Source organism: Thermanaerothrix daxensis, from assembly GCF_001306145.1.
GTDB classification, from domain to species: domain Bacteria; phylum Chloroflexota; class Anaerolineae; order Anaerolineales; family Anaerolineaceae; genus Thermanaerothrix; species Thermanaerothrix daxensis.
Map to the genome: position 1 here is coordinate 443,405 of NZ_LGKO01000002.1, position 21,459 is coordinate 464,863.

Sequence of the window (21,459 nt, forward strand, 5' to 3'; positions counted from 1 at the left end):
CGCTTGAAGTCTTGGCAACCCTTGGCGGATATGGGATAATTCTGGGCTGGCTCGGCATTTTTCGAAGGTGAGGGAAAACTGCGTGAAATTCAAAAAAGTATGTGTTTTGGGTTTGGGCTATATTGGTCTACCTACCGCCAGCACACTGGCCACGCATGGATTACAGGTCGTGGGGGTGGATGTAAACCCCCACATTGTGCATGGCTTGCAAAACGGCAGGCTTCACCTTTATGAGCCTGGACTGCGCACACTGGTCCAGGCGGCTTTGCGCTCGGGTAATCTCGTGGTGCGCAGCGAACCGGAGCCTGCAGATGCGTTTATCATTGCCGTACAGACCCCCTTCCTGGAAGATAAACGAGCAGATTTGCGATATGTACGGGCAGCCAGTGAAGCCGTTGTTCCTCATTTGAGGACGGGAAACCTGGTCATCCTTGAATCCACTTCTCCGCCCTTGACCACCCGAGAGGTGGTAGCACCCATCCTGGAACGTTCAGGATTGAAGGCTGGAAAGGATTTTCATCTGGTTTATTCACCGGAACGCGTTTTACCGGGGCAAATACTGCGTGAATTGATCGAAAATGCACGCGTCGTTGGGGGCATTGATCGGGCTTCGGCCGAGGCTGCTCGTGATCTGTATGCCACGTTTGTGCGGGGTGAGATTGTGCTGACCGATTGCACCACCGCCGAGATGGTCAAGTTGATGGAAAACACCTTCCGCGATGTTAACATTGCGCTGGCAAACGAATTTGCCCGATTGGCAGACCGTCTGGGCATTGATGTGTGGGAGGCCATTGCGCTGGCGAATCGCCATCCTCGGGTCAATATTCTGCGCCCTGGTCCTGGGGTGGGGGGCCATTGTATCAGCGTGGATCCCTGGTTCCTGGTTGAAGCGGCGCCTGATCTGACACGCCTGATTCGTTCTGCCCGCGATGTCAATGACTCTCAGCCCGATTTTGTGGTGGAATGGGTGGAGCGCAACCTGGGGCGCCTGGAAGGACGGCGTCTAGCCGTTTTGGGCCTGGCTTATAAGCCCGACGTGGATGACTTGCGCGAAAGCCCGGCCATTGAGGTGGTTCATCGCCTGGTCCAAGCCGGAGCGCACGTGTGCGCTTACGAACCGTTCAAACCTGAAGCCCAGATTTCAGGCGTGCCGACCGTAACCACGTTGTCGGAGGCGCTTAAGGATGCTGAGGCGTTGGTGCTGCTGGTGGGCCATTCCAGCCTGCGCGAGATTAATCCACATGAGATTCAGACCCAGACCCCGGCGCGCCTGGCTTTTGACGCGGTAAATGGTTGGGATAAGACAGCCTGGCAGGCGGCTGGTTTTCGGGTCCTGCGATTGGGGGATGGACGCGGGGATGCCTGAACGGTTGCGCGTGGTTTCTATCTTCGGCACTCGCCCGGAAGCAGTAAAGATGGCGCCCGTGGTGCAGGCGCTGGCGGCTTGTCCGGACATCGAATCACGAGTTGTGGTAACCGCCCAGCACCGCCAGATGTTGGATCAGGTGCTTGCCGTTTTCAATATCCAGCCAGATTTCGATTTAAATCTTATGCAGCCCGACCAGTCCCTGGCCTCGCTGACGGCTAACATCTTAATCCATCTTGATCCGGTGTTGGAAAAGTTGCGTCCGGATTGGGTGTTGGTCCAGGGAGATACCACCACTGTCATGGCCACGGCATTATTGTGTTATTACCACCGTATCCGTGTGGGTCATGTGGAGGCGGGTTTACGTACGGGGGATAAGTGGCAGCCCTTCCCGGAAGAGGTCAACCGACGTATTGCAGGGGTGGTGGCCGATTTACATTTTGCTCCCACCGAGCACAGCCGACGCAATTTACTGGCAGAGGGGGTGCCAGATTGGCGGATCGTTGTCACCGGGAATCCGGTCATTGATGCTCTTCATCAAATTGTGCGTCAGCCGATGCCGGAAGAGGTCAAGGCTTTGCTGGCGCGTCATGGCATTGGGCCAGGCGGCAAGCGCTTGATCCTGGTGACCGCCCATCGGCGTGAAAATTTTGGACGTCCTCTTGAAACCATCTGTCAGGCATTGCGCCAGATTGCCGAGGCGTTTGCCGATTCGGTGCACCTAATCTACCCGGTACACCTTAATCCCAACGTGCAAAAACCCGTATATGCCCATCTTTCTGGTGTTCCGAACATTACCCTCATTCCTCCTTTGGACTATTTGCCGATGGTACACTTGATGCGTCAGGCTACGCTGGTGCTCACCGATTCGGGGGGCATACAAGAGGAAGCCAGCAGTTTGGGCATTCCCACACTAGTGCTTCGGGAAGTGACCGAGCGCCCTGAAGGCGTAGAAGCGGGCATTTTGAAACTGGTGGGCACCGATGCCGAGGTAATCGTGAGGGAGACGGTGCGTCTGTTGGAAGATGAGCAGGCTTATGCTGCCATGGCTCAGGCAGCAAACCCCTTTGGGGATGGACATGCAGCCGAACGTATCGTGGGGGCTTTACTGGCTTTTCGCGAGCCCGGCATGGGCCGGACCGATGGGGGAAAGCGTGGTTAGGAACATTTGCATCTGGCCGAAACTGGACAACCTGGGAGGACCGACTTCGTTTCAGCGTCGCCTGATGGCGGGTTTGCGGGCTCAGGGCGTGGTTGTGCATCACGATCCTGAGGATCCGGGTTGCCAGGCGATTCTGCTCATTGGAGGGACGCGCCATGTGGGTGTGTTGTGGCGAGCCCGCCAGCGGGGTCTCCGTATTCTGCAGCGGCTGGATGGAATGAACTGGATCCATCGGCGACGTTTTCAAGGGCTGCGTCATGCTCTACGCGCCGAGTATGCCAATCTAAATCTGGCCTTCATTCGTCGTTTCTTGGCCGATGGGGTGGTGTATCAGAGCCGGTTTGCCCGTACCTGGTGGCAACGGGTTTACGGGCAGGGGGAGAAGTGGGAAACTGTAATTTACAACGGCGTGGACCTGGATCAGTTTGCTCCCTTTGGTATGCATGAGCGTCCCGCCGAACGCTGGCGGGTTCTGGTGGTTGAAGGCCACTTGCGCGGTGGAAGTGTGCTGGGCCTGGAAAGTGCTGTGCGCCTGACGCGTGCCCTACAGGAGAAGGCCCCCCGTCCGGTGGAGTTATGGGTGGTGGGAGAAGTCCCGGCAGCGGAGCAGGCCTTCATTTCATCCTTGGCCAAAGATGTGACGCTAAACTGGGTCGGAGTAGTTTCACCGGAACGGATTGCCTATCTGGATCGTTCGTCGCACTTGCTCTTTTCGGCGGAATTGCATCCCGCCTGCCCAAATGCCGTGATCGAGGCCCTGGCGTGCGGTCTACCGGTTGCAGGTTTTGATACCGGAGCACTGGGTGAAATTGTGACCCCGCTGGCCGGGCGGGTGGTTCCATATGGCGCTGACCCCTGGCGCTTGCAACCCCCGCAAATCGAGCCGCTGGTAGATGCCAGCCTGGAAATCCTGGCTAATTGGGATGCCTTCTCGCAGGGGGCGCGGCAGCGCGCAGAAGCAGCCTTTGGGCTGGAGAGGATGACGGCTCAATATCTTGAAGCGCTCCGGGCGATCCTGGGTTAACCTGCCAGAGACCTCATAGCCCACCCAGGATTAGCCCTTGAGTGCCGCGACTGATCTCCCACGGGTAGACAATGTACGCATCGGTAATAGCGGCGTAGTAATCCGGACGCGCTGTACCGAAGAGATTGCGGTAGGGGTTGAAGTGCAAGACGCAGGTATAGGGGATTCCCCCTGCGCCGGTGATGCGATTTTTTACCGCAGTGATGGTGCGTCCAGACCCCCAAACATCATCTACAACCAAAATACGGCGGTTGCGCAACAGGTGATCTTCCGGGAATTGCAGAAATTTGGGCCAGGCCAGCAAGCGGGATTTATCTTTCTCTTTTTCCTTGAGGCTCTCGTATTCTAACTCGGCGGGGAAATCCACCGAAGCCGTAAGGATAATGCTCATTTTCAACGCTTCGGCCAGCAGACCCCCAGGAATAATGCCGCCATGGGTGATCATCACCATGGCGTCAAACTCTACTTCGAACTGAGGAATAAGGTGGTCAATTAACTGTTCAACATCATTCCAGGTCAAAACCTCACGCCGCATGCCTGGCTCCTGGTCCGTATTTAAGGTTGGTCATTTCTCAATTATACTCGCCGCCATCTTTCCCGGCTAAGGCTGGGCGAATTCCAATCGCCATCCGCCGATAAAAGTTTGACCGTCCGGCGCCTTGCATTGAGGGGGTTGGAGACCTCGCACGGTTTCACCCACATCGCCAGGTCGAACATCGTAGGTGAGATTGGGATCCAGCAGGGCATCCGCATAACCGGGACTGATGGCGGGGTAAAGCCCAGTGTAGAAGACGTTTTGCCCACCGCTCCAAAACAATGTAATTGGAACTCCGGCCAGGGGCTGCCCGGCGTTATCGGTCAGGTAAATCTGGAGCAGGCCTGCGGGTACTCCATTTTCGCATAATGGACGTTGGTCAACCAGTTTAAAGGGTGCTTGTAGCGCCGGGCGCTGAGTAGGTGAAGGCCGGGGGGTAAACGTAGGCCAGGGAGTTAGCGTGGGGGTGGGGGAGGGTGTGGAGGTGGGTGTGGCAATGGCCTGGCCGAGACCGAGGGTTGGTAAGGAGACTGTAGAAACCAGAGATCCGGAAGCCGGCGTAGGGGGTGCCGGTGATGAAGACGGTGGGGTGGGCTGGGCGAGAGCGGCTACCAATTCGGCCAATGCCCGCGCCGCCTCGAGGTTATTCCCTTCGGCCAGCCATTGCTGAGCCTGACTGGCCAGGGCTTGTGGCGCGAGGTCACCATCAAGCAGGTGCAAGCGCAGGCGGGCGCGTTCGAGATTGCCGTTGGACTGGTAGGCCTGGGCGATTAACAGGCGGTAGGTCGCCTTGTAAGATTCGCTCAGCATGGCGGGAGCGGTATCCATATAGCGTAGAGGGCTGAGCACCCGTGCAATGAACAACCCAAGCAGGAGCCCCAGTACCAGGCCGGTGAGCAGGTACAAAGGCGGTTGCGAAGAGGATGCTTCGTCAGGATAGTTGTCCAGGTCGTCGGGAGTCATGGCGCTACTGTGGGTTGAATTTGAGGCTGGGTCTGGAGGGCCTGGAAAAGACGCGCCAGGGTTTCAACATCCTCGCGTGCGTATCCCAGTTGCTGGGCGGTTAAGATGGCTTCCTGCACTTTACGCAAAGGCGATTCTCCGAGCAAGGCCAGGCGCTGGGCGGCGGCGTTCACATCCCCTTCATGTTGATAAATCTCGGCCACCATCAGGACATAATCGGCCTGGTAGTCGGCCCGCAGGGTGTCGGGCGTTGTGTTTTGGGGTTGGGCAGCCATGATGCCCCATCCCAGGTAGAGTCCCAGCCCCAGTCCTACTGCCAGGGTGAAGAGGAACCCCAAAATGCGCCAGAGCCGCACGGCTAGGGTGTCTCCTTAAGCATGGGGATACGTAGGCCGTGGCGACGGGCCGCAGCAATGGCTTCTGGGTAGCCTGCGTCAGCGTGGCGCACAATGCCCATGCCGGGGTCGGCGGTGAGAACACGTTCCAATCGTCGGGCCGCCTCGGGTGTGCCGTCGGCCACAACCACCATTCCGGCGTGCTGGCTAAAGCCAATCCCAACGCCACCCCCATGGTGAAAAGCAACCCAGGTTGCGCCAGCGGCTGTATTAACCAAGGCGTTCAAAATGGGCCAGTCAGAGATAGCATCGCTCCCGTCGCGCATTCCTTCCGTCTCGCGGTTGGGGGAGGCAACTGAACCGGCATCCAGGTGATCCCGTCCAATGACAATGGGGGCTTTAAGGATGCCCTGAGCCACCATCTCGTTGAATTTCAGCCCGGCTTTTGCACGCTCGCCGTAACCCAGCCAGCAAATGCGGGCGGGTAACCCCTGGAAGGGGACTTTCTCGCGTGCCATGCGCAGCCAGCGATGTAAGTGCTCGTCTTCGGGGAAGAGTTCCATGATGGCTTCATCGGTGCGATAAATGTCCTCGGGGTCGCCTGAAAGGGCCACCCAGCGGAAGGGGCCTTTACCCTCGCAGAAGAGGGGGCGGATGTAGGCAGGTACGAAGCCGGGGAAGTTAAAAGCATCTTTGACGCCAGCATCGTAGGCGCGCTGGCGCAGATTATTTCCATAATCGAAGACCTCGGCCCCGCGGCGCTGAAATTCGAGCATGGCTTGCACGTGCCGGGCCATGGACGCCATGGCGCGGTGCTCGTACTCAGCGGGGTCTGTAGTGCGCAGGACGGCCGCTTCTTCAACGCTTAGCCCGCTAGGGATGTACATAAGCACATCGTGTGCGGGCGTTTGATCAGTGACCACGTCGGGGGTAATCCCACGTATCACCAATTCCGGGTAGATGTCTGCTGCATTGGCGATTAGCCCGATTGAGCGTGGAATGCCTTTATCCAGGCATTCTTCCACCCGTACCATCGCCTCTTCAAGGTCGTTCACCACTTCATCAACATATCCAATTTCCAGGCGGCGGCGAGCGCGTGCGGGATCCACTTCTACGATCAACCCCACGCCTTCATTCATGGTGATCGCAAGGGGCTGGGCACCTCCCATCCCGCCCAGGCCTGCCGTGAGTACGAACTTCCCTTTCAACGACGGCCAGCCGCGTTTGCGCGCCACGGCTGCCAGGGTTTCATAAGTGCCTTGAAGGATGCCCTGGGTGCCTATGTAAATCCACGAACCGGCGGTCATCTGGCCAAACATCATTAAGCCCTTAGCGACCAGTTCATCAAAGTGCTTCTGGGTTGCCCAGTGTGGTACAAGATTGGAATTGGCAATCAGGACACGCGGTGCATCCGGATGGGTCTTGAAGATGGCCACCGGCTTGCCCGATTGCACCAGCAACGTTTCATCATTTTCCAGTTCACGCAGGCACTCTAGAATCGCCTCAAACGCTTCCCAATTACGGGCTGCTTGGCCGCGCCCGCCATATACTACCAGATCTTGGGGGCGTTCGGCAACTTCAGGGTCCAGGTTGTTCTGAATCATGCGATAGGCGGCTTCGGTCTGCCACGATTTGCAGGTGAGTTGGTTGCCGCGAGGGGCGCGAACAACGCGCAGTTGAGCCATAACCTTCCCTCCAGAATCTAGCCAAGAAATTACCCGCGGTGGAATCACCAGGACATTTTTCATTTTACATCAGAAATGGACAATGAAGATGGAGTGAACCTTGCTCTTTGGCGGCTCTCAGGGCATAATCCAGACAATGAACACTGCATGTTCCCAAGCCCTGAACCTTCCTCATGGGCACCTGACCTTTCCTGCCTTTCTCCCCGATGCCACGTGGGGTGTGGTGCGCAGCGTGGATGCGACCGACTTGTTAGCCATTGAGATACCAGCGCTGATGATGAATACATTTCATCTGGTGCAGAAGCCCGGCGCCATGGTGGTGGAGGCGCTAGGTGGGTTGCATCGAATGAGCGGGTGGCAGCGCCCCATTTTTACCGATTCGGGGGGCTTCCAGGCTTATTCGCTCATCCAGCAACAACCTCAGCGGGGGAAAATTAACCCACAGGGCATTCACTACCAGCCCGAAGGACGGCAGCGGAAGTTTCTTCTTACTCCCGAAAAGGTCATTGAATGGCAATTGCGGTTTGACAGTGACGTGCTCTTTTGCCTGGACGTGTGCACCCATGTGGATGCGCCTCTGGCTGCTCAGCGCGAGGCGGTGGATTTGACAATTGCCTGGGCCCGCCGCAGCAAAGTGGCTTACCTGCGCTGGCTCGATCAACATCCGCCGGAGGATGGCAGGCGCCCGCTGATTTTTGCGGTCATTCAGGGAGGCGGATCTTTGGAATTGCGCCGCCTGTGTGCTGAGGCACTACTGGAGATTGGATTTGATGGCTTTGGCTTCGGGGGCTGGCCGTTAGATCGTCAGGGACATTTGCTCACCGACATTCTGGCATGGGTGCGCGAATGTGTTCCACCGGAATACCCGCTGCATGCTTTGGGGATCGGTCATCCGCAGAACTTGGTCAGCGGTTATCACCTGGGGTATGGGCTTTTTGATTGCGCCATGCCCACCCGAGATGCCCGGCATGGGCGGCTTTACCGGTTCACCACCTGGCCGCCCCGCCCTCAACCCGAGGACGAATCCTGGTGGGAATTTGTGCATATGGAGAGTGAACGCCTGACTCGCCAGGAGGCACCCATTTCTCCCTATTGTGATGCAATTTGCTGTCGCCACTACAGCGCAGGTTACCTGCGTCATCTCTATTTGCTGGGGGATAGTCTCTACCTGCGACTGGCGACACTGCATAACCTGCGCTTTATGCAGCAACTGAGTATGTCCTTACGCCATGGGGGAGTATAGCGTGAACGAAGAAATGCATTTAGAAGCAGTGGTTCGTCAGGTTTTGGCCCATCCTCGCTATCAGCATCTGGAGCGAGGGTTGGTACAGGCGTTGGCACGACAGGAACTGGCAAAAGGACGCACTTCCCGCGAGGCTGTTAAGGCCGTGCGTAGCAAACTGCACCAGGTAGCCGCCTCCTATCTTGAACGTCCCATTGACTATTCAGCCTGGCTGGAACGTTTGCACACGTTACCTCGAGATCGGCAGCACCCGCAGGTCAAAGCATTTTGCCTGGAGATGATGCGTTTGCACACTTCGACGCGCGAACGCCTGCCTTACCTGGAGGCTTTCTACCAGCAGGCTTTGACGCCGGTGGGTCCGATTCATTCGCTGTTGGACCTGGCCAGCGGATTGAATCCCCTGGCGATTCCCTGGCTGCCCCTGGCACCCGATGCACAGATAGTGGCCTGGGAAATTTTTGCCGATATGGTAGATTTTCTCAACCACTTTTTCACGCATCTGGAAATAACGGGACAGGCGGAACTACGTGACTTAAGCACGACCCTGCCCACGCAACCGTTTCAAGTGGTCTTTTTGCTGAAGACCCTTCCCTGCCTGGAGCAACTCGACAAAACGCTCAGTCGCCGACTGGTGGAATCTATTCCGGCAGATTACCTTCTTGTTTCGTTTCCCACTTATAGCCTGGGGGGACGAGGGAAGGGTATGCGTGTTAACTATGCCCAGCGCTTTGAACAACTGGTTGCCGATAAGCCCTGGACCATCTGGCGCTTTGATTTTCCGACTGAACTGGCCTTCCTGGTGCATAAAGGGGGATGCGGAGGATGAAGCCCGGAGCCGGAGAAAATCCTTGGGTGGAGCGGTTTATTTACCAGGTGCGTCAGTCTGCCAAATACCGCCATCTGGATCTGCCGGAGCCCCTGTTGCGCGATGTGATCATTCGCGCCCTGGCCCGTTATGAAAAACCGGCCCAGGCCATGGCAGCCGCGCGGCGGGTGTTGCATCAGGTTGTTGCCCCTTACCTGGGGGATCCAGATTACACCTGGGCCCTTCAGGCGCTGGAGGCTTCGGCTAATAAGGGGTTGGATGCAGTACGCCAAGTGTGTCTTGAGTTGCTTCGTTCGCATGCCTCTACCCGCGAGCGTTTACCCTTCCTTGAGACCTTCTTCCAGCGTTTATTTGAGATAACCGGGACACCGAGTACCGTTCTGGATCTGGCGTGTGGGCTTAACCCTCTGGCCTGGCCCTGGATGGGCTTACCGCCGACGACGCGCTACCTGGCTTTTGATATTCACCGCCCTCGCGTTGCTTTGATCAATGCATTCTTTCAGCGGTTGGGAATTGAGGGAGAGGCTTTTCACCAGGACATTTTGGTACAACCTCCCCAAACTCCGGCAGAGGTGGCTTTCTTTTTCAAAGAAATTCATCGCTTTGAAGAACGGCAACCCGGTTGTGCCCGCCCGTTCCTGGAAGCCATACCGGCACGCTGGGTGATGATCTCGCTCCCCACACGGAGTCTGAGCCAGCGGCGCGATCTTTTATCCCTCCATCAGCGTCTCATGACCAGGATTCTGGAAGGCCTGGAATGGGAAGTGAGGGAGATCGGCTTTGAGAACGAAGTGGTCTTTTGTGTGCGTAAGACATGAGTCGTGTTCGGTCGTCTTCCCCGTCTGCCGCAGAGCGTGCCCTAGAAGAGGCGCTGGCACGCTTTCGCCCGTTGCTTTCGGCTGAGGAGTGGCAGGCGCTGCTGGAGGAATTGAAGCGCCCACTTGCGCCTGCCCTGCGTCTGAATCCCCTTAAGGCGAGTCCCTCCGATGTGCAGACCTGGGCAGAGTGGTATGGTTGGCGCCTGCAGCCGGTACCTTTCTGCCCAACCGGTTGGTGGGTTTGTGAAGCAACTTACCCGGTCAGTCAGACGATTGAACATCGTCTGGGGTATTACTATATCCAGGAAGCGGCCTCCATGTTGCCAGTGGAGTTGTTTGATTTCTCTCCCAACGCACGTCCATTGATCCTGGATATGGCTGCTTCACCCGGGGGTAAAACCACGCACTTGGTAGCGCGTACCAGCGACCGGGGGTTGATCATTGCCAACGACTCTTCGCGTGAACGGCTCACCGCCCTACGCTTGGTTTTACAAACCTGGGGGGCCATCAACCTGGCTGTAACGGGATTCCCGGGTGAACGGTGGGGCGGATGGTATCCAGAAACATTTGATGCTGTCCTGTTAGATGCCCCTTGCAGCATGCAATCCTTGCGGCCACTGGAAAGCCACCCGATGCGCCCGATTAGTCCTGGGGAGCAGCAGCGACTGGCACAGCGCCAGGTGGCGCTGTTGATCAGCGGACTGCGCGCGCTCAAGGTGGGGGGGCAAATGGTTTATGCCACCTGCACCCTGGCACCAGAGGAAAACGAGGCCGTGCTGGAAGCGGCTTTACAGCGCTATCCCGGAGTATTTGAGATTGAACCGGTAGACGACCGCTTGCCTGCTCCTGCCCCGGCTTTGGAAGCAACTCCCGACCACTCCTTCCCCCCACAGGTGCGTCATGCAGTCCGCCTCTGGCCTCATCGTTTCCACACGGCAGGATTTTTTGCCGCCCGCTTGCGTAAGGTGGCCTCGTTCCCCTCGGAGTTGGTCACTACCCCACCGCCTAAGGTAAGGATGCCCCTGGCCTGGTTGAAGCCAACCGAGGTACGAGAGTTGTATGAAGCCTTAAAGCGTGACTATGGGTTGGATTTGCAGCCCCTGCTCGAAATTCAAGCCGCGGGGTTGCTTCGGCGGCAGAGTTATCTTTACGCCATCCCTCGGGCTTTTGAAATCCATTTTGGTAATTTACCGGTTGTGACGTTGGGGTTGGCTCTTCTGGAGTCCACTCCTGAGGGCTGGACGCTGACCCATGAGGGTATGGCGCGTTTTGGGCGGCATTGCGAACGGGGGCGGGTGGTGCTCCCGGAGGAAATGGTGCCCGCATGGCTGCGGGGGGAGGATGTGCCTCTGGTTGTCCCGCCCCCCTGGCCGGCATCGCGGGTGGTGGTGGTCACCGATGCGCGTGGGCGCATCCTGGGACGGGGGCGCGTGCAGCGGGCTCAATTGAAAAACCTGCTCCCGCGGCGGGTTGTGCTGCAGCGCGCGCCTTTGACATCCTAGAAATCATTCAACTCATAAAGGATGAATGCAGCGCCAAGAATGGCAGCGGTTTCCATGCGCAAGATGCGTGCCCCCAGGGAACAGGTTAGCCATCCGGCTTGCTGTGCCCGAGCAACTTCTTCTGGGCTTAACCCTCCTTCTGGCCCAATTATCAGAGCCACCTGGTGCGGAGGTGTACTCAGGTTGTGGATGGCCTCTCGCAAGGAGCGCTGATTTTCACCTTCCCAGGCCATGAGACAAAGGGAGCCAGTGGCTTGGGCGTGCTCGAGTGCCTGCCCCAGTTCGAGAGGAAAATGAATGTCGGGGATGCGCCCTCGGCCGCATTGTTCGGCGGCTTCCTGGACAATGCGCTGCCAGCGGGGGTGCTTTTCTCGAGCAAGGGTGGCATCCCGGACCAGGGTGCGCTGGGTGATTAGAGGGACAAAGGCGGTTATCCCCACTTCGGTTCCTTTTTGCAAGACCCATTCGAATTTTTCCCGCTGGGTCAAGCCCAAATAAAGCGTCAGGCGGGTGCGGGGTTCGCTGGTGATGGGCAGGGTTTCCAGAATGACTCCCGTAACTGCGGAGGGGCGGATGTTTTCCAAACGCACCCGAAAAGCCATCCCGGTATTGTCGAGGACGATAACTTCCTGGCCGATTCTCATCCGCAGGACCGCGTGGATTTGATGGGCGGTTTCGGGCGGAAAATTCACTTGTGTGCCGTGTATACAATCCGGGGAAACAAAAAATCGGTGCATGGGTATGGGGTGAGAAAAGGCGTTGTGGAATTTGCGTTAATTGGATTATACTTGGGGCGCGGTTTTTGGAGGCCGCCTCTGAGCCTTGTGGGAATAAAGGATGAATCAGCAACGGACTTCGGAACGTTCCTACCGCTATCTCGACCTCATTACGGCGCTTTTTGTCACCGTACTGATCGTGAGCAATATTGCTTCCTCTGCCAAGATTGTAGATTGGGGAGTTTCTATTTTAGGAGTTCGTCTGGCATTTGACGCCGGTACTTTGCTTTTTCCCATCAGTTACATTTTTGGCGATGTGCTGACCGAGGTTTACGGCTTTCGCCGTTCGCGCCGTGTCATCTGGACGGGCTTTGCCATGCTGGGGCTGAGCGCGCTGATTTTTTGGGTAGTGCGTGGCTTGCCGGGAGAGGCTACTTGGCAGCAATATGCTGGTCAGCAGGCCTATGATGCCATCCTGGGTGGCATGTTTACCGGGGGGATCGTCATTGCCAGCCTGGTGGCTTACCTGGCAGGTGAGTTCAGCAATTCTATTGTGTTGGCGCGAATGAAAGTCTTGACGCGCGGGCGCTGGTTGTGGACGCGTACCATTGGGAGTACACTGGTAGGTGAGGGGGTGGATACGGCTGTGTTTATTCTGGTCGCCTCACTGACGGGGGTTTTCCCCTGGTCTCTCTTCGGCACGTTGGTACTGACAAACTACCTCTTTAAGGTTGGGGTGGAAGTGGTCATGACACCGTTGACCTACCAGGTGGTTTATGCCCTCAAGCGGGCCGAAAACGAAGATTACTACGACGTCCATACACGCTTTAACCCCTTTGCCCTAACCTGAGGTTGAGGGAAGGGGACTTAATCCGCTTCCTCGCTCAAAGCAGAGTCGGTAGCCCCCGTGTAGCCCTTACCGGCGATCACCACTACGTATTCCCCTCTTAGGGGTTCGCTTTCAAAGCGTGCTCTTAATTCGGCGAGGCTGCCGCGGTAAATGGTTTCGAACATCTTGGTCAGGTCGTTGGCAATAGCAGCGGGGCGGTCGCCATAGACTTCGAGGGCATCTGCAAGAAACTCGCGAAGGCGATAGGGGCTCTCATAAAAAATCAAGGTATGGGGACTTTCGCGATCCACTTCCAAAAAGCGGCGGCGTGCGCCAGGTTTGCGGGGCGGGAAGCCGCGGAAGGTGAAAGAATGTACGGGCAGACCGGAGAGGATGAGAGCCGGGATAAGCGCGGTTGGGCCAGGAATGGCGGTTAATGGGATTCCGGCGGCGATGGCGGCGCGCACCAGCACATAGCCAGGATCGGAAATGCCCGGAGTGCCCGCATCGGTCACCAGCGCCAGGGACTTGCCCTCCTGAAGCAGTCGTATCAAGCGCGGTAGTACTTTCCTCTCGTTCTCCTCACGGAACGAAATTTGGGGTTTATGAATATCGTAGTGCTTCAGGAGAATCCCCGTATGGCGGGTATCCTCGCTGACAACGTAATTCACCTGGCGCAAGATCTCCAGGGCTCGCTGAGAAATATCACCCAGATTACCAATGGGGGTAGAAACCAGATAGAGCATTCTGAACCTTTGATTAAGAATTGGCGCTTCTAATTGTATCCCAAACGCCTGAGCCTGCTGGAAGGCAATGGTTATATAATACACGCCAATATGGGCTTTGCCCCTATGAGCAAGCCGGAGAGAGCAGCATAATGAGCAAAAAGGGTTCCTGGAAACGTTTTTGGGAAGGGGTTCGGAATGAGGTGCCATTTTGCTAATGGGAGTGGCACCTTTTGGCATGATCTACGGTGTTATTGCCCTGGAAGCCGGGTTATCTCCGCTCCGGGCACAGGCGATGTCGGCGATTGTGTTTACCGGATCGGCGCAGTTTTTGACTGTTCAGCTCCTGGCAAACCTGACCCCGGCTCTAGTAGTGATCTTGACAGGTTTTGTGGTCAATTTGCGTCATTTGCTTTACAGCGCGTCGGTAGCGCCGTGGTTGCAGGGGCTCTCCGGCCCCTGGAAAGCGCTCCTCTCATACCTGTTAACGGATGAGGCCTATGCTGTGACCATTATCAATTATCGGCAAAATGGCTAGCGGGTGGGTGAACATTGGTTCTTTCTTGGTGCTGGCCTGGCGCTGTGGACGACCTGGCAGGTCAGTACGGCGGTTGGCATCCTGCTGAGGACACTGGTACCAGCCTCGTGGGGACTGGATTTTGCTTTACCACTCACTTTTATTGCCTTGGTGGTTCCCAGCCTGCGCCATGCGGCAGATGGGGTAACGGCTATAGTGGCAGGTGGGCTGGCCATTGTGTTGGCGGGATTGCCTTACAAACTCGGCCTGATACTGGCCAGCCTGGTAGCCATTGCAGTCGGTCTGGGATGGGAGAGGCGGCGATGACAACCTGGTGGATCATCCTGGGATTAGGCGGGTTGACTTATCTTATTCGCCTGTCTTTCATTGCATTGTGGAAATACCTGCACATGCCCGATTGGGTACAGCGGGCTCTCTATTTTGTCCCCGTGGCGGTTCTCAGCGCCATTATTGGGCCTGAACTGGTAATGGTGGATCAACGCATCAACCTTACCCTGGCGAACCCACGCCTGCTGGTGGGCGTTGTGGCCATTGGGGTGGCTTACCGCACACGTAACGTTTTCATCACCATTCTGGTAGGGCTGGCGACATTTTGGCTACTCCGTTTTAACCTGGCGGGAATGTAAAAAACGGCCGTAATCAGAGGGTGATGTGTAGACCTATCAAGAAGGCTTATACTTATCAGTGGAGCAAAGTACTGAGCTATTTGTTCATCGAGGATGCTTATGAAATTATCGCCTTTCAAACTCGAACGCTTTTTTGCTCGCTATGAATTCAATGTGCGCCATGTGTTGTGCGCCTCGGACTGCGAAACGTTTAGCGTGCGAGATCTTCTGGCGTTGGAGCCCGAGGCTGAAGCCCGTTTGCTAGACCTGCGTCTGGGCTATACCGAATCCGCAGGTGCACCGAGTTTGCGTCAGGCCATTGCCGGGCTCTATTCCACGATAGAACCGGATGAGGTCCTGGTGCACAGTGGCGCAGAAGAGGCTATTTTCGCCTTCATGACAGCCGTTCTCAAACCCGGCGATCACGTCATTGTCCACAGTCCGTGTTATCAATCGCTGGCCGAGGTAGCACGCGCGCTGGGCTGTCAGGTTTCTTTGTGGCAAGCCGATGAATCTCAGGGGTGGGGATTGGATCCTCAGGACCTGCGACGTCTGATTCGACCCTACACACGGGTGGTGGTGATCAATGTTCCTCATAATCCCACCGGCTATCTGATGCCTCGCGAGGTGTTCGATGAAATTCATCGCCTCACCCAAAAACATGGCCTGATTTTATTCTCCGATGAAGTTTATCGCGAACTCGAATACGATCCGGCACAGCGTCTGCCGGCCGCCTGTGATGTGAGTCCGAATGCCGTGTCATTGGGTGTCATGTCAAAGGCTTACGGCTTGCCGGGCCTGCGGATTGGGTGGGTTGCCACGCACCGTCAAGACCTCCTGCAAGCGATGGCAGTGGTCAAGGATTACCTCACAATTTGTAACAGCGCTCCTGCGGAAGTGCTCGCTGAGGTGGCCTTGAGGCATCGGGAGACGTTGCTGGAGCGCAACCGGGCCATCCTGAGTCAGAATCTGGAGCATTTGCATCAGTTCTTTCAGCGTCACTCCGAACACCTAACCTGGGTGCTGCCTCGGGCTGGTTCGGTGGCTTTTCCGCGTTTGTTGGAGGGAGATGTGGAAGCGTTTTGCGAGGCGCTGGTGGTTAAGACCGGCGTTTTACTGGCACCTGGGCCGCTCTTTGACGACCCGGGGAATCATTTTCGCCTTGGGTTGGGGAGGCGAAATCTACCTGAGGCGCTGGGCCTGTTGGATGCTTTTCTGGAGGAATGGCGGGCATTACCCACCCTTTAGGGCATAAGCAGGCGGTCCACGGCTGCTGCGAGTTGGGCCAGGCTGGCAACTTGAAAGATGTGGGTGCAGAGGGGTGCATAGAGCAGCATATCTGAATCACCACTGCCCCATAACCAAGGCGGTTCGGGGTTGAGCCAGATCACCTTGCGAGCGCGGCGCGCGAACGCTTCCAGCAGGTCGGTACGCGGGTCGTTGTAATTGTTGCGCCCATCCCCCACCAGAATCAGGGTCGTGCGCCGATCTAAGGTGCTCAGGTAACGCTGTTGAAACTCGGCTAGGGCCCGACCAAGATTCGTGTTGTAGTAACCAGGGGGCATGCGTTGCAAAACCTGGTGAATGGCTGCTTCTACTGAGAGATGCTCAAAATCCGGCGATATGTATTCCAGGTGGTCAATGAAGGCAAATGCATGAGTATGCCCGAGTTGATCCTGAAGAGCGTAGAGCAGGCTCAGCATGAGTTCAGAGCAAAAGCGCATGGAGGTGCTGATGTCGCAGATTGCTACCAGTTTGGGCTTTAGGGTGTGGTCTTTGCGACGCAGTTCAAGCGGTATCAGCCCGTATTTAAGACTGGCGCGCAAGGTGGCTTTAGGGTCGAGTTGCCCATTGCGGGCGCGATGCATGCGGAGGGCAAGGCGGGTACGTAACGCTGCTGCCAGACGGCGCACCTCGCGACGCAGCCGATGCATTTCATCGGGGGTGAGGTGCTGCAGGGGGCGCTGAAGCAAGCCGTCTGCTGTGGGTGAACGCGGGGCTTCGGCCATGGCCTGAAGAATGCGCTCACCAGCATGCTGGCGGAGTTGCTCTTGCCAGGCACTTAAGTTCTCCTGAAGGGTACGGCGCACCTGGGCGATTTTATGGCGATTAAGCCCCATCTCCTGCAGGTGTTGAAACAGGGCTTCAAGAGCCTCGCGGACTTCGCGGAAGCGCAAGGCTTGCTCAAACTGCCGTGTCAACCAGTTTTGCAAACGCGGGTCGAGCGGGGTCGCTTGATTAAAAAGGTCATCCAGGTAGGCTAGTTCCTCAGGAGACAAAGGCTGCCCTTCCAGCAATTTTTTAAGCATTTCTTGCAGATATTGCGAGAACTGGCGTAGGGCTTCGGCTAATTGGCGGGCTTCCTGAGGGGTTAGCCCAGACAGCGCGTTTTGTAAAGGAGGGGGTTCCTGAGCCTGGAAGAAGAGCGGGAAGAGCCTTTCAAAAATCGGGATGTCGCGGGCATCTTTGATCAACGTGGCACGGAGGCTCAACCGGAAGCGTTCACGGTCTTGCACCCCCAGGCGCTCAATGGCCTGAAATGCATCAGCGCTTTCAGCCAGGCTAATGCGCACGCCACTGGTACGCAAAGCGGAGATAAACTGAGCAATTCGCCGTTCCATCAGATACCCTCAACTGAAAAAGTCCGAACGAAGGGAGATTAGTTCTGCCAGCGGGGACGGGGCGCCGGGGGATGTGTGGGGTGAGTGGTGTCGTCATCGTCAGGATGGAGAAGCATTCGGCGGGCACGCTGGAGATCAGCCTCGTGCTTGAGCAGGACGCTTAGCGTGGTTTCCAGGGTGTGCGCGTCCAGCGCTGTGGCGTTGAGCGAAACCAGGGCTTTGGCCCAGTCTAGCGTCTCACTGATGCTGGGAGATTTACGCAGGTCGAGATGGCGCAGACGCTGTACCAGTTCCACTGCCTGGCGAGCCAGTTTGGGCGCCAGTTCAGGGACTTTGAGGCGTACCACGGCTAATTCCTGTTCCAGGCTTGGGTAATCAATGAAAAGGTACAGGCAGCGCCGCTTAAGGGCTTCGCTCAACTCACGGGTATTATTGCTGGTCAGCACGACCAGGGGATGGTGACGGGCTGTCAGGGTGCCGATTTCGGGGATGCTGACCTGAAAATCGCTCAGGATTTCAAGGAGGAAGGCCTCAAATTCGGCGTCAGCGCGATCAATTTCATCAATAAGGAGAACGGTGGGGGTTTCAGATAGAATGGCTTTGAGCAAGGGACGGGGCAGCAGGAAACGTAAGGAGAAAAAGACGTCTTCTTCCTGGGCCAGTCGGTCGGCGGCCTCGCGCAGACTTTCGCTGGCTGCCAGAAGGTCCTGCAATTTATCCCGCAGCAACTGGGTGTAGAGCATCTGTTTAGCATACTCCCACTCGTAGAGGGCCTTTGTTTCATCCAGGCCCTCGTAACATTGCAGGCGGATGAGTGGGTAGCCAGTGGCACCGGCCAGGGCCTTTGCCAGTTCAGTTTTACCAACACCAGCGGGCCCTTCTGTGAGAATGGGTTTTCCGAGCGCCTGGCTGAGGTAGAGAACAGTGGCAATCTCGTCGCTGGCAATGTAATTCTGGGCGCGTAACGCTTCTTTCAGGGTTTGTGGGGAGTCGAAGAGGGACATGGGGTTACCTCTAAAAGCACGAACCAAACGGAACCACACCGGTTAACAGGGGCTTTAATGATTGTTTGTGGGCACGTGAGTGTAGGGGCCGAGATGATGAGGCAGTTCAAAGATGTCTAAATCATACCATATTCCACCAAATATATCTTTATTTGTAAAGGGGTAGCCGCGAGCAGCTGGAGAGAGTGGAATGCCGACTGCAAGGGCAAAATCGAAACCAACCACAATGGTGAAGATTTGTTACAATCCACACGGAGCAAAAGGTTATGGAAGATTATTTCCTGGGCGTAGATGTGGGGAGCAGTAAAACCCATGCCCTGATTGCAGATGGGGAAGGTCATATTTTGGCCCTTGGGCGGGCGGGAGGCGGCAACCCTGATGTGGTTGGTTACGCTGAACTTCGGCATGTGGTAAGTCGAGCAGTTCACCAGGCGTTGGAAGCCGCCTCTCTATCTGTTGGTCACCTGCGGGCGGCTGGTTTTGGCGTGGCTGGCTATGACTGGCCCTCACAACGCGAGGGGTTGCTCAGTGTGCTCAAAGAGACCCTGCAACAAGAGTTGCCAATGGAGGCCGTGAACGATGCCGTGCTGGGATTGCTGGCCAGCCCACGCGGCTGGGGCATTTCTCTGGTTTCAGGCACTGGTTGTAATTGCTGGGGACGCAGCCCCCAGGGGGAATATGCCCATATGACCGGTTACGGGGCTCTGATGGGGGAATACGCTGGGGCTACGGAATTGGTTGAGCGCGCTGTTCATTGCGTGGCTTACGAGTGGACAGGACGGGGACAACCGACTGCACTCAGTCGTGTTTTCATTCAGAAGGTGAAGGCCAAAGGGTTGGAAGATTTGATTGAGGGCTTGTGCCGGGGCTACTACACCTTGGGCCCGGAGGCGGCGCCTCTGGTCTTTGAATGTGCAGCACAAGGAGACAAGGTGGCGCTGGACCTGCTGGCCTGGGCGGGTAGTGAACTGGGGGCCATGGTCAAAACGATAGCACGACGGTTGCGGATTATGCATCTGGCGCCGGATATCATTTTGATAGGAAGCCTGTTCCGAGGACATCCCTCTCTTCAGAAATGGGTGGAGGAGGCGGTCTTGCCGGAGATTCCGGGGGCGCGCTTTGTGCCGATTCAGACCTTGCCGGTCATCGGTGCTGTGGTGCTGGCCATGGAACAACTCCACTGGCCGCGTGAGCGCATCCGGCAGGCTTTGGAAAGAATGAATTCTCAAGCAGCAGTTTGGCAGGAGGGTGAGCGATGAAAATCACGATTATTGGTGGTGGGTCAACTTACACCCCGGAACTGGTCAGTGGTTTCCTGGAGCGGTTGGATGTATTGCCGTTGCGCGAATTGTGGTTGATGGACATTGACGCGGAACGCCTGGCCATTGTGGGTGGTTTCGTCCAGCGTATGGTGGAAGCGCGTGGCCGACCCTTTCGGGTTATTCTGTCCACCCACCAGCGCGAAGCGATTGGCGGCGCTTCATATGTCTGTACGCAACTGCGGGTGGGTCAAATGCAAGCCCGCCGTGAGGATGAATATCTGGGCTGGCGGCATGGTCTTATTGGACAGGAAACTACGGGAGTTGGCGGCATGGCAAAGGCTCTCCGCACCATCCCGGTTTTGCTGAATATCGCTAAGGACATGCGCGAAACCGCTCCCGGGGCTTTGCTGATCAACTTTACTAACCCTGCCGGGCTGATTGTAGAAGCGCTGAGCCGTTACGCGCCGGATGTGCCCGCGGTAGGGGTGTGTAATGTGCCCATCACCACCAAAATGCGCTTTCTGGAATGGCTAAAGGAAAGCACTGGGCAGGCGATTGCGCCAGAGCGGGCAGAGTTGAAAACCCTGGGTTTAAATCATCTTTCCTGGCACTATGGGCTTACGGTGGATGGGAAAGATGTATGGCCACAGGTGCTGGCGATGGCTATTCGGCAGGCAAAACAGCAAGCGCATCCTGATTGGGAACCGCGTTTTCTGGAAAGCACGCGAATGATTCCCAATTATTACTTGCAGTACTATTACTACACTGAGGAGAAATTGCGCGAGCAGCGCCAATGGCCACCCTCACGTGCCGAGCAAGTGATGCGGATTGAGGCAGAACTTTTGCGCCAGTATGCCGACCCCGCCTTGGTAGATTTGCCTGTGGGGCTCATGCAACGTGGGGGAGCGTATTATTCCACAGTAGCGACTCAGTTGATAACGGCACATTACAACGATCTGGGAGAGACTCACATCGTTAATATCCCCCATGGTGGGGCGGTAAAGTCGTGGGATGCACGGTGGGTTCTGGAAATGCCAGCACGGGTATCGCGCCACGGAATCACCCCGCTTCCGGCGGATCCCCTGCCACCATTTGCGTTTGGTCTGCTGGCTGCGGTCAAGTCTTACGAAATACTCACCGCTCGTGCAGCGGCTGAGGGGGATTTAGAAGCGGCTTATCAAGCCCTTCTGGTTCATCCGCTGGGACCTGGCCTGAGGAAGGTGCAGGCCGTTCTGGAGGATATGCTGGCCACTAACTGGCCGTATCTCCCCCAGTTCCATGGGTGGGTCTCTCCGCCAAAAGCCAGGTGAATGGACGTACTAACTAAGGGGCGTGGGAACACGGGGTTGAGAAAGGGGTATCAAAGTGGTACAGGTTGGCGATCAGGTAAACCGGCCAGTACACCATGGTGAAGGCAAGGGAAATTGCGGGTGAGAAAACCTCCGGTTCAACCCATTCACCTTGAGCAAGGCGCGCCTCCCGGCAGGCGGTGGCCTCTATTTTCCACCCCGCATAGAAGCCTATTCCCAGGGTTGCGTAGATCAGCCCGCCGATGAGAAGCAGGCGAAGGAAGGTAGAAAACAATTTTGGCACGGGCACCTCACTAAATGTGCTAACCGCTCAGGTCTCATTTTACATTAAATTTTATGCCTGGGATGCAATTTCCCCCCTGAAACATTCTTAATAGAAAACCGAGCAAT

At 56.6% G+C, this 21,459-nt stretch carries 23 protein-coding genes; 14 read left to right on the forward strand and 9 right to left on the reverse strand.

Going from position 1 to position 21,459, the window contains the following annotated elements:
* Positions 1-82 precede the first annotated feature (82 nt).
* Genes SE15_RS02120 through SE15_RS02130 form a run of 3 tightly spaced genes read left to right on the forward strand, consistent with a single transcriptional unit; the run spans position 83 to position 3,552 of the window.
* Positions 83-1,366, forward strand: coding sequence for a nucleotide sugar dehydrogenase (locus SE15_RS02120; RefSeq protein WP_054520450.1), 1,284 nt, complete (start codon positions 83-85; stop codon positions 1,364-1,366).
* A 4-nt stretch (positions 1,367-1,370) separates the two neighbouring features.
* On the forward strand, positions 1,371-2,528 hold the full coding sequence (gene wecB / locus SE15_RS02125; RefSeq protein ID WP_054521308.1) for a non-hydrolyzing UDP-N-acetylglucosamine 2-epimerase: 1,158 nt from the start codon (positions 1,371-1,373) through the stop codon (positions 2,526-2,528).
* Positions 2,521-3,552 (forward strand): glycosyltransferase family 4 protein, encoded by a 1,032-nt coding sequence (locus SE15_RS02130; RefSeq protein WP_160316645.1) that lies wholly within the window; start codon positions 2,521-2,523, stop codon positions 3,550-3,552. Before wecB ends, SE15_RS02130 begins: the two co-directional genes overlap by 8 nt.
* Before the next feature lie 13 nt (positions 3,553-3,565).
* Here the strand turns inward: SE15_RS02130 and SE15_RS02135 are convergent, their stop codons facing one another.
* From SE15_RS02135 to hutU, 4 genes are all read right to left on the reverse strand, one after another.
* Positions 3,566-4,087: a phosphoribosyltransferase gene (locus SE15_RS02135; RefSeq protein WP_054520452.1), complete on the reverse strand. Its 522-nt coding sequence runs from the start codon at positions 4,085-4,087 to the stop codon at positions 3,566-3,568.
* Positions 4,088-4,153: 66 nt separating this feature from the next.
* Positions 4,154-5,050: a hypothetical protein gene (locus SE15_RS14770; RefSeq protein WP_054520453.1), complete on the reverse strand. Its 897-nt coding sequence runs from the start codon at positions 5,048-5,050 to the stop codon at positions 4,154-4,156.
* Positions 5,047-5,406, reverse strand: a complete 360-nt coding sequence (locus tag SE15_RS02145; protein WP_054520454.1) for a hypothetical protein — start codon at positions 5,404-5,406, stop codon at positions 5,047-5,049. The genes SE15_RS14770 and SE15_RS02145 overlap by 4 nt, the downstream gene beginning before the upstream one ends.
* Before the next feature lie 2 nt (positions 5,407-5,408).
* The gene (hutU, locus tag SE15_RS02150; RefSeq protein ID WP_054520455.1) at positions 5,409-7,070 is read right to left on the reverse strand and encodes a urocanate hydratase; all 1,662 of its coding nucleotides are present in this window, start codon (positions 7,068-7,070) and stop codon (positions 5,409-5,411) included.
* Between the two features lie 136 nt (positions 7,071-7,206).
* Here hutU and SE15_RS02155 point away from each other — a divergent pair, with 136 nt between their 5' ends.
* The 4 genes from SE15_RS02155 to SE15_RS02170 are packed head-to-tail and all read left to right on the forward strand — an operon-like array spanning position 7,207 to position 11,459.
* Entirely contained in the window at positions 7,207-8,313 is a 1,107-nt protein-coding gene (locus SE15_RS02155) for a tRNA-ribosyltransferase family protein (protein WP_054521309.1), read from the forward strand.
* A gap of 1 nt (position 8,314) precedes the next feature.
* The gene (locus tag SE15_RS02160) at positions 8,315-9,139 is read left to right on the forward strand and encodes a 16S rRNA methyltransferase (protein WP_054520456.1); all 825 of its coding nucleotides are present in this window, start codon (positions 8,315-8,317) and stop codon (positions 9,137-9,139) included.
* On the forward strand, positions 9,136-9,957 hold the full coding sequence (locus tag SE15_RS02165; RefSeq protein ID WP_054520457.1) for a 16S rRNA methyltransferase: 822 nt from the start codon (positions 9,136-9,138) through the stop codon (positions 9,955-9,957). The genes SE15_RS02160 and SE15_RS02165 overlap by 4 nt, the downstream gene beginning before the upstream one ends.
* A complete protein-coding gene (locus tag SE15_RS02170; RefSeq protein ID WP_054520458.1) occupies positions 9,954-11,459 on the forward strand; it encodes a hypothetical protein in 1,506 nt (501 codons plus the stop codon). Before SE15_RS02165 ends, SE15_RS02170 begins: the two co-directional genes overlap by 4 nt.
* On the opposite strand, the gene SE15_RS02175 is transcribed toward SE15_RS02170, so the two are convergent.
* Entirely contained in the window at positions 11,456-12,196 is a 741-nt protein-coding gene (locus SE15_RS02175; protein ID WP_083461641.1) for a 16S rRNA (uracil(1498)-N(3))-methyltransferase, read from the reverse strand. The genes SE15_RS02170 and SE15_RS02175 overlap by 4 nt on opposite strands.
* A 100-nt stretch (positions 12,197-12,296) precedes the next feature.
* Between SE15_RS02175 and SE15_RS02180 the strand changes: the two genes are divergently transcribed.
* Positions 12,297-13,025 (forward strand): queuosine precursor transporter, encoded by a 729-nt coding sequence (locus SE15_RS02180; protein ID WP_054520460.1) that lies wholly within the window; start codon positions 12,297-12,299, stop codon positions 13,023-13,025.
* 17 nt (positions 13,026-13,042) lie between these two features.
* Here the strand turns inward: SE15_RS02180 and rsmI are convergent, their stop codons facing one another.
* The gene (rsmI, locus tag SE15_RS02185) at positions 13,043-13,750 is read right to left on the reverse strand and encodes a 16S rRNA (cytidine(1402)-2'-O)-methyltransferase (protein WP_054520461.1); all 708 of its coding nucleotides are present in this window, start codon (positions 13,748-13,750) and stop codon (positions 13,043-13,045) included.
* Positions 13,751-13,967: 217 nt separating this feature from the next.
* Here rsmI and SE15_RS14575 point away from each other — a divergent pair, with 217 nt between their 5' ends.
* The 4 genes from SE15_RS14575 to SE15_RS02200 all read left to right on the forward strand — a co-directional run bounded on the left by SE15_RS14575 (position 13,968) and on the right by SE15_RS02200 (position 16,120).
* The gene (locus SE15_RS14575; RefSeq protein WP_201778043.1) at positions 13,968-14,267 is read left to right on the forward strand and encodes an AzlC family ABC transporter permease; all 300 of its coding nucleotides are present in this window, start codon (positions 13,968-13,970) and stop codon (positions 14,265-14,267) included.
* Between the two features lie 3 nt (positions 14,268-14,270).
* Complete coding sequence (locus tag SE15_RS14580; RefSeq protein ID WP_201778044.1) at positions 14,271-14,573, forward strand: hypothetical protein; 303 nt, start codon at positions 14,271-14,273, stop codon at positions 14,571-14,573.
* Positions 14,570-14,893, forward strand: a complete 324-nt coding sequence (locus SE15_RS02195) for an AzlD domain-containing protein (protein ID WP_083461642.1) — start codon at positions 14,570-14,572, stop codon at positions 14,891-14,893. Before SE15_RS14580 ends, SE15_RS02195 begins: the two co-directional genes overlap by 4 nt.
* Positions 14,894-14,992: 99 nt before the next feature.
* Positions 14,993-16,120 (forward strand): aminotransferase class I/II-fold pyridoxal phosphate-dependent enzyme, encoded by a 1,128-nt coding sequence (locus SE15_RS02200; protein WP_054520463.1) that lies wholly within the window; start codon positions 14,993-14,995, stop codon positions 16,118-16,120.
* Here the strand turns inward: SE15_RS02200 and SE15_RS02205 are convergent.
* Both SE15_RS02205 and SE15_RS02210 read right to left on the reverse strand, forming a co-directional pair.
* Positions 16,117-17,493: a vWA domain-containing protein gene (locus tag SE15_RS02205; RefSeq protein ID WP_054520464.1), complete on the reverse strand. Its 1,377-nt coding sequence runs from the start codon at positions 17,491-17,493 to the stop codon at positions 16,117-16,119. The genes SE15_RS02200 and SE15_RS02205 overlap by 4 nt on opposite strands.
* A gap of 38 nt (positions 17,494-17,531) precedes the next feature.
* Positions 17,532-18,497, reverse strand: coding sequence for an AAA family ATPase (locus SE15_RS02210; RefSeq protein WP_054520465.1), 966 nt, complete (start codon positions 18,495-18,497; stop codon positions 17,532-17,534).
* Between the two features lie 266 nt (positions 18,498-18,763).
* Between SE15_RS02210 and SE15_RS02215 the strand changes: the two genes are divergently transcribed.
* Together SE15_RS02215 and SE15_RS02220 are read left to right on the forward strand one after the other, a co-directional pair.
* Complete coding sequence (locus tag SE15_RS02215) at positions 18,764-19,756, forward strand: N-acetylglucosamine kinase (RefSeq protein WP_054520466.1); 993 nt, start codon at positions 18,764-18,766, stop codon at positions 19,754-19,756.
* Positions 19,753-21,069 carry a family 4 glycosyl hydrolase gene (locus tag SE15_RS02220; RefSeq protein WP_054520467.1) on the forward strand — a complete coding sequence of 439 codons (1,317 nt, stop codon included), beginning with the start codon at positions 19,753-19,755 and terminating at the stop codon, positions 21,067-21,069. Before SE15_RS02215 ends, SE15_RS02220 begins: the two co-directional genes overlap by 4 nt.
* 13 nt (positions 21,070-21,082) lie before the next feature.
* Here SE15_RS02220 and SE15_RS02225 read toward each other — a convergent pair whose 3' ends face one another.
* On the reverse strand, positions 21,083-21,352 hold the full coding sequence (locus tag SE15_RS02225) for a hypothetical protein (protein WP_054520468.1): 270 nt from the start codon (positions 21,350-21,352) through the stop codon (positions 21,083-21,085).
* Positions 21,353-21,459 lie beyond the last annotated feature (107 nt).

Bases quoted from the DNA above. Each gene is read 5' to 3' on its own strand.
- SE15_RS02195 (WP_083461642.1), top strand. From the start codon at position 14,570: ATGACAACCTGGTGGATCATCCTGGGATTAGGCGGGTTGACTTATCTT.
- SE15_RS02165 (WP_054520457.1), top strand. From the start codon at position 9,136: ATGAAGCCCGGAGCCGGAGAAAATCCTTGGGTGGAGCGGTTTATTTAC.
- SE15_RS02205 (WP_054520464.1), bottom strand. From the start codon at position 17,493: ATGGAACGGCGAATTGCTCAGTTTATCTCCGCTTTGCGTACCAGTGGC.
- SE15_RS14575 (WP_201778043.1), top strand. From the start codon at position 13,968: ATGATCTACGGTGTTATTGCCCTGGAAGCCGGGTTATCTCCGCTCCGG.
- SE15_RS02175 (WP_083461641.1), bottom strand. From the start codon at position 12,196: ATGCACCGATTTTTTGTTTCCCCGGATTGTATACACGGCACACAAGTG.
- SE15_RS02200 (WP_054520463.1), top strand. From the start codon at position 14,993: ATGAAATTATCGCCTTTCAAACTCGAACGCTTTTTTGCTCGCTATGAA.
- SE15_RS02220 (WP_054520467.1), top strand. From the start codon at position 19,753: ATGAAAATCACGATTATTGGTGGTGGGTCAACTTACACCCCGGAACTG.
- SE15_RS02135 (WP_054520452.1), bottom strand. From the start codon at position 4,087: ATGCGGCGTGAGGTTTTGACCTGGAATGATGTTGAACAGTTAATTGAC.
- SE15_RS14770 (WP_054520453.1), bottom strand. From the start codon at position 5,050: ATGACTCCCGACGACCTGGACAACTATCCTGACGAAGCATCCTCTTCG.
- SE15_RS02215 (WP_054520466.1), top strand. From the start codon at position 18,764: ATGGAAGATTATTTCCTGGGCGTAGATGTGGGGAGCAGTAAAACCCAT.
- SE15_RS02170 (WP_054520458.1), top strand. From the start codon at position 9,954: ATGAGTCGTGTTCGGTCGTCTTCCCCGTCTGCCGCAGAGCGTGCCCTA.
- rsmI (WP_054520461.1), bottom strand. From the start codon at position 13,750: ATGCTCTATCTGGTTTCTACCCCCATTGGTAATCTGGGTGATATTTCT.
- SE15_RS02210 (WP_054520465.1), bottom strand. From the start codon at position 18,497: ATGTCCCTCTTCGACTCCCCACAAACCCTGAAAGAAGCGTTACGCGCC.
- SE15_RS02155 (WP_054521309.1), top strand. From the start codon at position 7,207: ATGAACACTGCATGTTCCCAAGCCCTGAACCTTCCTCATGGGCACCTG.
- hutU (WP_054520455.1), bottom strand. From the start codon at position 7,070: ATGGCTCAACTGCGCGTTGTTCGCGCCCCTCGCGGCAACCAACTCACC.
- SE15_RS02180 (WP_054520460.1), top strand. From the start codon at position 12,297: ATGAATCAGCAACGGACTTCGGAACGTTCCTACCGCTATCTCGACCTC.